This window comes from Moorena bouillonii PNG (assembly GCF_001942495.1).
GTDB lineage: Bacteria > Cyanobacteriota > Cyanobacteriia > Cyanobacteriales > Coleofasciculaceae > Moorena > Moorena bouillonii.
The window spans coordinates 1,008,851-1,021,273 of sequence record NZ_MKZS01000001.1 but is presented as its reverse complement, the minus strand read 5'-3'; the positions used below and the strand labels follow the sequence as shown (position 1 = coordinate 1,021,273).

General features: G+C 44.6%; 14 protein-coding genes. 5 read left to right on the top strand and 9 right to left on the bottom strand.

What is annotated here, in order from left to right:
* Positions 1 to 244: 244 nt before the first annotated feature.
* Positions 245 to 637, top strand: coding sequence for a hypothetical protein (locus BJP37_RS04150; RefSeq protein WP_075896702.1), 393 nt, complete (start codon positions 245 to 247; stop codon positions 635 to 637).
* Between the two features lie 375 nt (positions 638 to 1,012).
* On the opposite strand, the gene BJP37_RS04145 is transcribed toward BJP37_RS04150, so the two are convergent.
* Complete coding sequence (locus tag BJP37_RS04145; protein ID WP_198953951.1) at positions 1,013 to 2,011, bottom strand: DNA cytosine methyltransferase; 999 nt, start codon at positions 2,009 to 2,011, stop codon at positions 1,013 to 1,015.
* Positions 2,012 to 2,156: 145 nt separating this feature from the next.
* Between BJP37_RS04145 and BJP37_RS04140 the strand changes: the two genes are divergently transcribed.
* The gene (locus BJP37_RS04140; protein ID WP_075896698.1) at positions 2,157 to 2,651 is read left to right on the top strand and encodes a NaeI family type II restriction endonuclease; all 495 of its coding nucleotides are present in this window, start codon (positions 2,157 to 2,159) and stop codon (positions 2,649 to 2,651) included.
* 558 nt (positions 2,652 to 3,209) lie between these two features.
* Here the strand turns inward: BJP37_RS04140 and BJP37_RS04135 are convergent.
* From BJP37_RS04135 to BJP37_RS04130, 4 genes are all read right to left on the bottom strand, one after another.
* A complete protein-coding gene (locus tag BJP37_RS04135; RefSeq protein WP_075896696.1) occupies positions 3,210 to 4,661 on the bottom strand; it encodes a BCD family MFS transporter in 1,452 nt (483 codons plus the stop codon).
* Positions 4,662 to 4,671: 10 nt separating this feature from the next.
* Positions 4,672 to 4,818: a hypothetical protein gene (locus BJP37_RS38425; protein ID WP_158069407.1), complete on the bottom strand. Its 147-nt coding sequence runs from the start codon at positions 4,816 to 4,818 to the stop codon at positions 4,672 to 4,674.
* A gap of 255 nt (positions 4,819 to 5,073) precedes the next feature.
* Positions 5,074 to 5,325, bottom strand: coding sequence for a hypothetical protein (locus tag BJP37_RS38420; protein ID WP_158069406.1), 252 nt, complete (start codon positions 5,323 to 5,325; stop codon positions 5,074 to 5,076).
* Position 5,326: 1 nt separating this feature from the next.
* Positions 5,327 to 6,124 (bottom strand): hypothetical protein, encoded by a 798-nt coding sequence (locus tag BJP37_RS04130; protein WP_229415190.1) that lies wholly within the window; start codon positions 6,122 to 6,124, stop codon positions 5,327 to 5,329.
* Between the two features lie 244 nt (positions 6,125 to 6,368).
* On the opposite strand from BJP37_RS04130, the gene BJP37_RS38415 reads away from it, so the two are divergent.
* Positions 6,369 to 6,545: a hypothetical protein gene (locus BJP37_RS38415; RefSeq protein WP_158069405.1), complete on the top strand. Its 177-nt coding sequence runs from the start codon at positions 6,369 to 6,371 to the stop codon at positions 6,543 to 6,545.
* Positions 6,546 to 6,616: 71 nt separating this feature from the next.
* On the opposite strand, the gene acsF is transcribed toward BJP37_RS38415, so the two are convergent.
* Together acsF and BJP37_RS04115 are read right to left on the bottom strand one after the other, a co-directional pair.
* Entirely contained in the window at positions 6,617 to 7,693 is a 1,077-nt protein-coding gene (gene acsF, locus BJP37_RS04120; protein WP_075896692.1) for a magnesium-protoporphyrin IX monomethyl ester (oxidative) cyclase, read from the bottom strand.
* 882 nt (positions 7,694 to 8,575) lie between these two features.
* A complete protein-coding gene (locus BJP37_RS04115) occupies positions 8,576 to 9,745 on the bottom strand; it encodes a pentapeptide repeat-containing protein (protein ID WP_081431064.1) in 1,170 nt (389 codons plus the stop codon).
* Positions 9,746 to 10,041: 296 nt separating this feature from the next.
* Here BJP37_RS04115 and BJP37_RS04110 point away from each other — a divergent pair, with 296 nt between their 5' ends.
* Both BJP37_RS04110 and BJP37_RS04100 read left to right on the top strand, forming a co-directional pair.
* Positions 10,042 to 10,224, top strand: coding sequence for a hypothetical protein (locus BJP37_RS04110; protein WP_075896690.1), 183 nt, complete (start codon positions 10,042 to 10,044; stop codon positions 10,222 to 10,224).
* Between the two features lie 263 nt (positions 10,225 to 10,487).
* A complete protein-coding gene (locus BJP37_RS04100; RefSeq protein WP_198953950.1) occupies positions 10,488 to 10,823 on the top strand; it encodes a DUF433 domain-containing protein in 336 nt (111 codons plus the stop codon).
* Positions 10,824 to 11,023: 200 nt separating this feature from the next.
* On the opposite strand, the gene BJP37_RS04095 is transcribed toward BJP37_RS04100, so the two are convergent.
* Both BJP37_RS04095 and BJP37_RS04090 read right to left on the bottom strand, forming a co-directional pair.
* Complete coding sequence (locus BJP37_RS04095; protein WP_075896688.1) at positions 11,024 to 11,212, bottom strand: pentapeptide repeat-containing protein; 189 nt, start codon at positions 11,210 to 11,212, stop codon at positions 11,024 to 11,026.
* 286 nt (positions 11,213 to 11,498) lie between these two features.
* Positions 11,499 to 12,287: a DUF2996 domain-containing protein gene (locus BJP37_RS04090; protein ID WP_075896686.1), complete on the bottom strand. Its 789-nt coding sequence runs from the start codon at positions 12,285 to 12,287 to the stop codon at positions 11,499 to 11,501.
* Positions 12,288 to 12,423: the final 136 nt, after the last annotated feature.

The window sequence follows — 12,423 nt, the reverse complement described above, 5'->3', positions numbered from 1 at the left end:
TTGGTTACATGAGCTTAGTTTTGATTTTTGTCTGATCAGGTGCAAGATCTGAGTATAGATACTTGAAAATCAGCTATCAGCACTCAGGATTTAGCAGGTAGTGGATGATCTGAATGCTTATATTTATGGTAGTCTTAAGAACTGCTTCAAGCCTATACTTACTCAACAGGAAAATGTAAAAGTGCGACCCTAAAAGCATCTCAAATTTTTGAAATAAAAGTATACTCAGTATGGAAGAACTAAAATGAAAAACATCGTAGCTGCTTTGACAATCGTTGGTATTACCGTTGCACAAGGTTTTACCAATCAAGTTCGTGCTGATAAAGTGCCTATAGCAATTGCAGTAAAAGTTCAAGGAGAGGTTAACATGATCACACTAACTGATGAAGACGTTTGGAGATATGAAAGTATATTAATTGATCATAAGCTTTATCATGGTGACTTAGTAAAAATAGAGAAGGGAGCTAATTTAGTCATCAAATGCAACAACAACAGCCAAACATGGACTATAGCTGAAGGTATTTGGGGCGTGAATAATAATTGTGGGGATAAAACTAACCCATTCGGCGAAGGGCTGGAGCCATTTGCCACAGAGCTGAAGTCTCCCGAGACAGATGCACTGCCCACCGTAGAATAGACGAGATTAAATCTAGGGTGGGCAGTGCATCACACCAATTCGTTTTTTTGATTACTCATGGAAAATTGTGCTGTAGGTCTATATCTCTAGATCAGTAGCCACAGCACAATTTACTTCTTTTCTTGACCTATCCTACATCTCTTCCATAAGTCACCAACTTCACATCATGCAACAGGTGAGAAGAATTGGCGGTAGTACAAGAGCATAAAACTTCTAACGCTGCAAGGTCTGTTAAAAGCAAGTAAAAGTAGGGCAGGCAGTGGATCGCATCGATTCATCCCAGGGAAAACCGTGCTAGCCATAAACCAACCTAAGGATTTTCTCTTAAGATTCCCCTTTCCGGTCTGCTTGTGACCAAGCCAGCAACGCCTAAATTCAAGCCACATCGACACTGAAAAGTTCCAATTGCTTGGGTTTGGTAGCACTGACTTCCACTTTGTTGAGAGCACACACAATAGACCGTCCAACATGGTGAGAGACTGCTGGAGGAAGTGCATTCCCAATTTGACGATACTGGGCAGTTTTTCCTCCTACAAATTCCCAGTCATCGGGAAAGTTTTGTAGCCGAGCCGCCATGCGCAGGGTTAATCGGGGCAATGCATCAATCGGGGTTTCGGAACTGGGCGGAGAATTGGCAATGCCTTTACCATCGACTCCTAGTTCTGCCCACTTTTTCTTGGCTCGTGTCGGGCCAAGGTCAGCCCCGCCATGCTTCTTGGAGCCACCAACTAATGTGGGAGCGATCGCTTGTGCTTTACTCATCCATGCCTCTGCCCCAGGCCAACCGTCAGAACCCATCAAATCTCCAATCGTGTTAGCGACAGTTGGAGGTTCAGGAATAGGTTCAGGCCATTCAAAAAAAGGGACATACTCTTTTCTGAGGGCAACCAAAATAAACCGAGGACGGAGTTGGGGCACACTATAATCCGATGCATTCAGTACCCGCCACTGCATGATCATACCCATCTTCCGAAACTCAGAATTTAATGCCGTTCGGTAGTCAGCAAACTTCTTACTGGAAAAGCCTCGCACATTTTCCAACAGTACAGCTTTGGGTTGTACCTGATGAATTAACCGTAGGGCATCCGGAAATAAATCACGCTCATCATTCCCCCCCTTTTGCTGCCCCGCAATCGAGAAGGGAGGGCACGGAACCCCTGCTGCAAAAAGGTCTACATTTTCATAGGAAGAGCAGTCTAAGGTGCGGACATCACACAATTGGGGGTTCCAGCCAGAACGATTCTTCAGAAGCGTTGCATGGGCATACTTGTCATTATCAAACACGACCAGGTGCTTAAAGCCAGCCTGTTCTAAGCCCAATGCCATTCCCCCAGCACCCGCACAAATTTCAATAGCAGTTAACTGTTGTGTCACCTTTGCCTCCAGTTATTGTTCAGATATTGGGTTCAGGTAAGAGCGTTCGCGTAGCGTGACCTACGGTCAATCGCATCCGTGAAGGACTAACCCTAAATTTACACTACACGTTACACTTGTATGAGCTTTATCAAGGTTAAACAATTTGGACGCCAAACTCGAAAAGCTCTTCAGCACCCTTAATACTATCAAAAACTTTGAATCCCGCTATGGCAAAGTAATTCGAGATGCGATGGATTACGTTATTGATGGTGAACGAATGGGGCGCACTCGACTTGCAGAAGTAGAGAAAGCGGAGAAAACGATTTTCGGAATAAAAGTAGAAGCTTATCTGCGCCATGAGTTTAGATGGGAAAGAGGAACCAAATTAGATTTCTACTTGATTGACATTGAATTTGATTCAAAAGCAACAATTGGGAAAACGTGGATGATACCTCCTGAAGCAATTGGGGAAATATGCCTCCTGACACGCATCAATGAAGACGAGATGTTTTTCCAAGCAGGGCTTCTGAGAGCCAACCCAGATATGTTGACTAAAGGTAGCAACCAAGACAAGAAAAAAAGTGTTTCCGCTGTGGGTAAGCAACACATTAAATGGCTTATCCCAAACGGGGAAATACCAAAACTCTCTGATTTCTAACTAATATCATCTCCGGGGGTAGTGATTGAAAACACTTTTATCTGCTGGTGATAGAAGTTTTGGAACACCTAAAGATGTGCTGGGGTCTTCCGTTTGAGGAGATAAAGGGACAAGGCTACTAATCCAAGCTACTATTTGCTTTTTTTTGATCACTCATCGTATCTTTTGCTGTAACCCTACATCTCTATATCGGTAGCCACAGCAAAATTTACTTTTTTTATTGACCTATCCTACACCTCTTCTACAAGTCACCAACTTCAGCTCAAGCAACAGGTGATAAGAATTGGCGGTAGTACAACAGCATAAAACTTCTAACGCTGCCAGGTCTATTAAAAGCGATCGCATTCAACAGACCTAATAACCTTGGCCTTTTGGCCACGCTACGCGAATAACCTTCTGGTGCGTTACGGGGCGGGCTTTCCCAACACTTGCTACGAGGTTTAATATGATGGCCAGCCCACCCCTAACGCACCCTACGCCTGCTATTAAAAGCGATCGCATTCAATAGACCTAATAACCTTCAACCTACTAACCTTCAACCTCCTAACCTCCTAACCTTCAACCATCCAAATCCCCTTCCATCACAGCTGCGATCGCATGTTTAGCATTATCCTGGAATTGCTTGAAATTCACTTTACCCAGGAACCAAATTGCCACTATCATCCCTGCGGATTGGAGAGCAAACACGACACCATAAGCCAAGACTGGGGTAGAAAAAATTGCTCTGCCTAGATCAAGGATCACACCACCGCTGGCTACTGCTATGCCTCGTGCCATGGCTTGCCCTAATCCCCATGCTCCCACAAACGTCCCAGCCGCTTCTGCTGCGGTTAGGTCTAACATCAAACTCAGAGCTCCTGTGGTAGCGATACCAGCAGAGAAACCAAATAAGAGTAAGGTTCCCTGGAATAGCTTGGCATTTCCGGTAAATCCTGACATAATAATCAAGATAAAGCAGATAGATACCGCTAGACAGCCTAATTGAGTGGTTTTGCGCTTACCTAAATTGGGAATTAGGAAAAACCCAGTGGCGCTCAAGCTCATCAACATCCCAATCCCCCAGTAGCTATTCAGTAGAGAGGTTTGAGGAATTGACATATTAAAGACCTCTCCCCCATAGGGTTCTAGCACCGCTTCCTGGAGAAATAGGCTGATGGTCATGATCACCAAAAAGGTGAAAAACAGGCCAGTTTGGGGACTAGCCGTTAATAGTTTTAGGGCTTGGCCCAAGGTAATCTGGTCTTCGCGATTCGCTAGGATAGAACGGGAAGAATAGCGCGAGTATTTTTTCTCGATTCCAAAGGTGGCTAATACCGCTAGCCCGAACACCATTAAAGGTACAAAGAAAAACAGCCCAGTAATCGATGACCGCAATACTTCCAGGGATGTATCAATATTATCTAATCCCTTCAGCAAAATTGTGCTACTGATGCCGCCAATGGCAATACCTACAGTCATCATTGACCAGATAATACCGATTAATTTGCCACGGTTGTCTTCATCAGAAATATCCACTAATAAGGTAAAAAACGTAGTGGAACTCATACTCAAAGCCATACCGTAGAGAGCAAAAACTAGAGCCCCAAGAGCGACCCAACTATAAGCTGGAATTGACCATGTCCAACCTCCAGCCCCTTCCACGAGATTGCCCAATTGCCAAGTGATTTGTACCGCTAAGGATAGGATAATCATAAAGAAGCCGCTTCCCATCCAGACGTAACCAGTACGGTGATATCCAAAGACCGGTTTAGTATCCGAGAGCTGACCAAACCATACCCGGGCTGGGGCAACAAACAGCGAAATGGCTAGGAGGCTCCCGGTAATTGAGGCTGGAATACCTAGCTCGTCGATCATCACTCGGTTGAGCACTCCTAGGGTAAGCACTGCCAAAATCCCTAATCCCATCTGGAATAGACCAAGCCGGAACATGGTAAATAGATTAATCTTGGGAAGTCTGTGGTGCTGTGCTGAGGAGGGAAGCTCAGACTTGACTACATTACTGGTTTTCATCGGTATAGTTTCAGTTTAGTGTGGGGAAACAGAGGGAATCGGGAATCGGGAATCGGGAATCGGGAATCGGGAATCGAGAATCGGGAATCGGGAATCGGGAATCGGGAATAGTAGGAAAGAGATCCGAGGATTTTTTGGTGTTATGACAAATCAGCATTGGGTTTCATGATCAATTTGGATATGCTATAGGTAAATGCTATAGCGAAATGGCTGAGATCAAATCCCTAAATGGCTTAGCTTGATGGGCTCGATAAATGCGATCGCTTTCTTGGTTAGCTTAATAGAATAGGGATAGCAATTGATGTAATTGTGTTTACCAACTCAAGGCACCAATAATTGCTCAAACCTTTACCTGACAAGCTTTTCAATGCCCTGAACTAGGTAATTTTTATGTTCTGTTTACCTAGCGCTATCAATGGGATTGGCCTTGGCCAAAAGGCCACGCTACGGGAATGGGCCACCCTACGCGAACGCGCTCTTGGGATAGGGACATCGGATCGATAAATGCGATCGCTCTATACTCCCGATTCCCGATTCCCGACTCCCGACTCCCGACTCCCGACTCCCGATTCCTGATTCCCGACTCCCGACTCCCGATTCCCGATTCCCGAACCAGATGTAAAAAACCTACCCCTGTGAGCCACACCTCCCACCCTCTCAACATCTCAGGGCATCCATTCCAACCCAATCCCCACCCGACTATCCTTATTTTCGATAGAATTCTGTTTCTCAATATCCGTAGCAAGCCGCAAATTGGGAGTAAGGGCATAACCAAAGGAAAGCTTGCTTATCCCCACCTCCTCACTACTGCCAATAGACACAAAACTTTGAGTGAAGGAAATATCAGCGGCACCAGTCCGAGACAAAACCAATAGCAACCGCGCTCCCACATTTACCCCATCGGTAGAGTAACCATCAGTCTCCAAATTGCGATAACCCACCATCGGGGCAACATTAAAATAACTCCCTAAGGGCAGTACATAATACCGCAAATCTACCCCAAAGGTTTCTCGCTCACCATTAAACGAAGCCTGATAATCTCCACTCACCGTCAAGCCAGAATTACCAATAAACACATCTTCCACTCCCACATTCACCCCTGCGGCTTGTCCATTAGAGGGAAACTGGGAGTAACCCAACCGCAAGCGAGTGCGAAAACTGGGTTGATTGCGAATATCCTGCCAAACATCCGGCACCTCCTCTAGCCAACGCTGTAGCACTGGACTGCCTTCGATTATCTCTGGACTTAAATCCAACTCCTGGGCTGCTGAATTACCAGGAGGATCAGACTGGGGGGACTCTGGTAATTGATCTGGAGTAGGCTGAGGCGGATTCCCCTGGGTTTCCTCTGGGTTGCCTGTAGTCGAGTCCGGTACTGGCACAGTTTGACTCCCAGCTCGGTAAGCAACTGTGAAGGTAAACGTTAGTCCCAGTAATCCCGTTTTTAGATACTTAAGTCCCAAATTTTTTAACACTCAACAATAAAAAATACACTAACAGAACTGACGCACCTATACCGATAAAACTTCTGTCATTCTTGTATCATTTCCGGATCTAAGGGAATAGGGAATAGGGAGTAGGGAGTAGGGAGTAGGGAGTAGGGAATAGGGAGTAGGGAATAGGGAATAGGGAATAGGGAATAGGGAATAGGGAGTAGGGGGAGAGGGTTTTACGGTTTGTTTTATAACGGAATAATATTCAATTTAAATGCACAACAGGTTAAGTATTAGAAACGCTATAATTACCCTTACTAAAAATCTCCCCCATCTCCCCATCTCCCCATCTCCCTATCTCCCCATCTCCCTATCTCCCCAAACTTACAGCACTTACAACCCGATTCCCGATTCCCGATTCCCGATTCCCGATTCCCGACTCCCAGGGTAAATCAAAAAAAAGTGATCCTACCTAATGTAGAATCACCACAAAAACGAAGCTAACAGTTAGCGGAGCAAACTTTAGATCATAGAACCATGTTTAGCCGTCATATCAATCGGCTTAATCAGGTACAATTTTAGGAGCTGCCAGGCATTAGACATGTAGAGAGGCAACTTCTGGAATATTTGCAAGAACTTAGGCGTATTTGAGTTAGCGATCGCTCTTAGCTTATCATTATTCCGGACACAAATCTCCAGACGCTCATAAAATTCCGGATGGTCTACATCCAGAATAACTGGGAAGACCCGTCCTGAGGTGTCGTTAGTCTTCTCAATCACATGCTTATCATACTCACGAGCATCTAAACCAATGGAGGCATAAAATCCAGACCGCTGAACATCATTCAGATACATAGTGGCAAACACCGACAGCAAGAAGAATCTCGACCAAAGCTTAGCCTGCCAATCATTCAGCGTATTCGGCTGAGCTCTCATGATCGCATCAAAGAAATCCCCATGACGGTTTTCATCCTGACACCAGTTTTCAAAGAAGCGGAAAATTGGATAGACCCGGTCTTCAGGATGAGCTTCTAAATGGCGATAGATAGTAATATACCGCCAATAGCCAATCTTCTCAGACAGATAGGTAGCGTAGAAAATAAACTTGGGCTGAAAGAAGGTGTACTTCTTGCTCTTAGTCAGGAATCCCAAATCCAGCTGTAGATTGAAATCTGACATAGCCTTGTTCAGGAATCCCGAATGACGTGCTTCATCACGAGACATCAGGGTAAAGCACTCTGCCAGCACAGGATTTTTATGCTTTAAGCGCCGTCCCAATTCCTTATAGAGCAAGAAACCAGAGAATTCCGCTGTACAGGAACGTTCCAGAAATTCAACAAATAACCGGCGTTTTTCCCCATCAATGTGATCCCAGGATTGATTAAACTCCTCATCCCGGACAAAATGGTGACGATTGTAATCAGCTCGAAACTCTTCCAGGATGGCTTCCAGTTCATCCTGATTAGGCGAGAGGTCCATCTTCGCCATTGCTTCAAAGTCAGTAGTGTAGAACCGGGGAGTTAGGATCGTGTCCTTCGCCGGTACCTTTATACCGGGTCGGATTTCATCAAAATCAGGTTTTTTAAGGGAATCTACCATCTTAAGCTCTTGCTTGCTTGTTATAGTTGCTTACCATTCTCGGTGGCCTGGTGTGGACAGATCCGGGTCACTCAACCCAAGCCCAAACCAATGACTAAGCATTCAGCGGTCAGTTATCAGCTATCAGCTCATGGGCTACGGGCAAACTACTTGAGGTACTATCAGGGGCTTTAAGTGTACGGGGTCTGATGAGTAAAACGAACAGGGATTTTAAACCAGCCGTAGCAGCACCCCCGATGCTTGTTTACTATCTCCCGTTGATTAGCTGACAGCTGATAGCTGAATGCTTAAACAGTATATTGCTATATATTGCTTTCTGAGTTTACCAGGGTATTGGTGATCTCAAACGCCTGTTTAGGTTAAGAGTTACAACGTAATTTAAAGTTTTATTACATTTTGCCCCTGCCGTAGCTTAAACCTGAATCCTTAAGCAAACCTGAAAGCTTAAGCAAACCTGAACGGTGAAAGCTGTTACATAACTTAACTAAAAGAATTATTTAATAAAGTTATTTAACAATCAAGTTATTACCTTTTTCGTTATCATCTTTATAGTTTTGACCTAAAAATCGGGATTGTCAAGGGGGAACCGTTGCGACTCCCCCTTTTTTTTAGGTAAGCATTTAGCTATTGGCTGATAGCTAAATGCTTAGGGAATAGGGAATAGGGAATCGGGAATAGGGCACAAATATTGTGTACCTCATTACTATGATAAAGGCTATATACTCTAGAATAAATGGTTGAGCATGTTGAGTATTTGTAAGCGATCGCTTTTAGCGGAAGCTTAGCTTCATCGCGTAGCGTGACCTACGGTCAATCCCATTTGTTTGATTGAAGCTTACTGGATTCCAAAAAATTATCAGCACTCCCTAATTTCAGTCATTCCTATCTTTTGCTAGGGGTTAAAATTTCAGAGCGATCCCCTGGCAAATCCTCAAAAATTGCGCCTCGTTTAATTAGGTCACGCTTCATCGATTGATTAATTCCTGAGTTATTTCCAAATCGGGCATTGTCCACAATAGCACCACTGAGGTTGGCACCACTGAGGTCGGCATTCTTCAAGTTGGCACCACTGAGGTTGGCACCACTGAGGTTGGCAAGAATCAGGTAGGCACCACTGAGGTTGGCACCACTGAGGTTGGCACAACTCAGGTTGACAAGAATCAGGTCGGCACCACTGAGGTCGCCACGAATCAGTTTGGCACGAATCAGGTAGTCAAGAATCAGGTTGGTAGCACGAATCAGGTAGTCAAGAATCAAGTAGGTACCATTGAGCTTGGCACCCTTCAGCTTGGCACCCTTCAGCTTGGCACCTCTGAGGTCAGTACCCCTCAAATCGGCACCACTGAGGTCGGCATCACTCAGGTCAGCACCCCTCAAGTCTTGACCCACAGCTCCACGGCTAACAATCTCTTCTACTAGACGCCATTTTTGATCATCCTCTAACCTTTCGCTCAAAATTTCAATATCTTGAACAGGAAAACCGCTTAATTCTTTTAGTTCTCCTGATTCTATTCGAGCTCTAAGCCGTTCAATATCCTCTGGAGAACCCTCTACAATTAATCGGATGCTGCCTGGTTGAATATCAATAATCTTTATACTGTCTCCTGAATAATCTCGTAAAATAGATAGAATATGTTTTGAATTTTGAACTGAATCTATATCCCCTTCTAAGACAATAACAGCTTTAATGGTTTTACTTTGTTTATCTGTTACAGTCACTTCCCGCCTAGGTGCTTGCCCTTGCTCCACCCCCTCCAACAGCTCTGAGCTACTGCCATCATTTCTGGTTAGCAGTTCTGATCGGTTTTCCTCTGCTATTCCCGCGATTTCTCTCCAGTCTAGTTTCAGTCCATCGCATATCCGTTTAAAGGAATCCAGCTGAATTGGCTCGGACTTAAAAAACTTTGTTACTGTAGTGCGACCTATAAGTTGTGATTTAGCCAAGTTACTTTTAGACTCAAATCCTAGCCTGATTAAAGCTTTCTCTGCTTTCTCTAAACCCTTTGGAGTGGCGATGATAGTTACTTTTTTATTTTTTTTTCTGGGGTACACTTTTTCATAGTATGGCTAATTTTTGATAAGTATAGTAATAGCTGTAATGGTGTTTACCAATTCAAGATAGTAAGCGATGCAGTCCTAAATGACCAAGCTCAATAATTCCCTGAGCCGAAGTTTCCTATTCCCTGCCGCCAGCGCCATAACGTTTAGCGCAATCACAACTGAGGCACAAGACAATCATACAGAAATCAAAACATATTAGCAACTAATCCATTGGACAGTCAAGGGTTGGGGTTTTGTCGGTAACCATTAAAAGTAGCAGTCAAGCATACCAGTTACCGAAAAAACCTATGGCTCATAAAACTCTGACAATCAAAGAAATGGTTCAAGCTGCTATTATATCGATATTACTTGGGGGGTCACTTACCCTAGCGGTAATTGATGAACAATACCGCCCCACCTTTATGGATATGGCAAAAATAGGTCTTGGAGGCTATCTGGGACTGTCACTACCTAAGTCTCAAGGTAAATAAAACTATAGCGCTAGTATAGGGAACAGGGAACAGGGAACAGAACCTGACACTTTTTTAGAGGTTGTCTGGGAAGTTTCATTTGCTACATACAAGCCCCCTAAATCCCCCAATTTTGGGGGACTTTTACCAGCAAATTGATTCTTGTTCCCCCCAGAATTGGGGGGCTAGGGGGGCAAAAATCAGTATCAAAAAACTTTTAACATATCCTCTTATATGTCAAAATTATAACTATAATACTTGCTTTAATTATTGGGTTTTAGATAATGAATTCTGAACAAATGTCTATCCAACAGATCAGCACAGAGTATATTGCGATAGATCCTGATTTTTGTGGTGGTAAACCTCGCATTATTAGCACTATAATGCCTGTCGCTACTATTGCCAAAATGTATTTGGAGATGGGAGAATCGTTAGAAGAAATTGCCTCTGAGTATCATTTATCTAAGCCAGCGGTTTATGCGGCAATGGCCTATTATTACGATCATCGGGAAGAAATTGACCGCCATACCGCAGAAAGTGCAGCGTTTGTGGAACAAATGAAGCGCAATAGTCCCCCTTCTCCTTTAGAATCACGATTGAGGGCTATTCGGGGTGAGTAGTCGGATGTATGACGTATATACTCCAGAGGACATGGTTGGGGGTATTGAGTATTTGTAAGCGATCGCGTAGCGTGGCCTACGGCCAATCGCATTTTTGTTGTTTATGCGATCGCGTAGCGTGGCCTACGGCCAATCGCATTCTTTCCTTTGATCGCATTTGTTTGCGGGAATTCCTATCTTTGGCTAGGGGTAAGACTTTCCTAGCTATCCCCTGGCACATCCTCAAACATTGCGCCTCGTTCAATTAGGTCAAGCTTGATGGATTCATCAAGTCCTGAGTTATCTCCAAATTGGGTATTGTCCACAATAGCACGACTGAGCTGGGCATTAGTGAGGTCAGCACTCTTGAGGTTGGCATCACTTAAGTCAGCACTACTAAAAAATGGCATTGCTGAATCAAGGAATGAATATGAGTGGGGTGGGCATCTTGCCTGCCCGGGAATTGTAACGGGCAAGATGCCCGTTCCACAAAACTCTTCAAATCATTCCATTGTTAAGCAAAGCCGAATTTAATAGTTTGATATTTTACAGACTTGAAAGTCTGGATAAAATCCCTTGGCTGTTGGCCACGCTACCCGGATCAGCTGATACGCGACACGCTGATAGTTGATAGCTGATACGCGACACGCTGATAGCTGATAGCTTAAAATCTACCTAAACATTAGCCAAGACTTACTAATTCCACATTAGCCACTTCTGAGCATTTAGCCGTTGTATAGTGTAATGAACCATTAGATCAAGAGTAACTCTCCGTTCATCAATCATAAAAGATTCGATCGTACTAGGTTGAACACCATTAGCTGAGGCCGAAAAAGCCTTTTGCTTTTTAATATCTTCGTCTAGGAAATAAACGTTAAATTTCCGTTGACCATTTTGCCAACTACCCATTACTTGCCAACAGTCATCCATTTGACTCAAACTCGGAATCGGGATTTTCTGTTTAGCAAAAGTCACATCTACATCATCAATACCTTGTTTGGCAAAAGCAGTCTTAAGGGCTGGCAGATAATGTTGTTCCACAAATTCAGTAAAGGGTTTCTTTTCAATTGCTGGTGGTTTGGCTTTTTTAGCTTTTGCCTCTGTAGCCGCAGGCTTTTTGGCCGCAGGGGCCTTAGCCGCTGGTTTCTCTTCTGATTTGGCCGCAGGCTTTTTGGCCGCAGGGGCCTTAGCCGCCGGTTTGTCTTCTGATTTAGCCGCAGGCGGTTGGTCTACGATCGCAGCAGGTTTCGGTTCAGTTATTTCCACCGGCGGTTGGTCTACTACAGCAGCAGGCTTCGGTTCCGTATTAGCAGCAGGCTGGTCTGGTGATGGTGTAGGAGGTTTCGGTTCAGTTATTTCAACCGGCGGTTGGTCTACTATAGCAGCAGGCTTCGGTTCCTTATTAGCAGCAGGCTGGTCTGCTGATGTATCAGAAGGAGTATTTGCGTCCTCAGGGTTAGGTAAGGGTAGGGTTTCTTCCGCCATAGCTTACGTAAGTCGTTTCTTTAGTCTGGATGATCCTATCTTACTGGCCAAGGGCTAGACAGATGGCTCGGGAGTCGGGAGTCGGGAGTCGGGAATCGGGAATCGGGAATCGGGAGTCGGGAGTCGGGAATCGGGA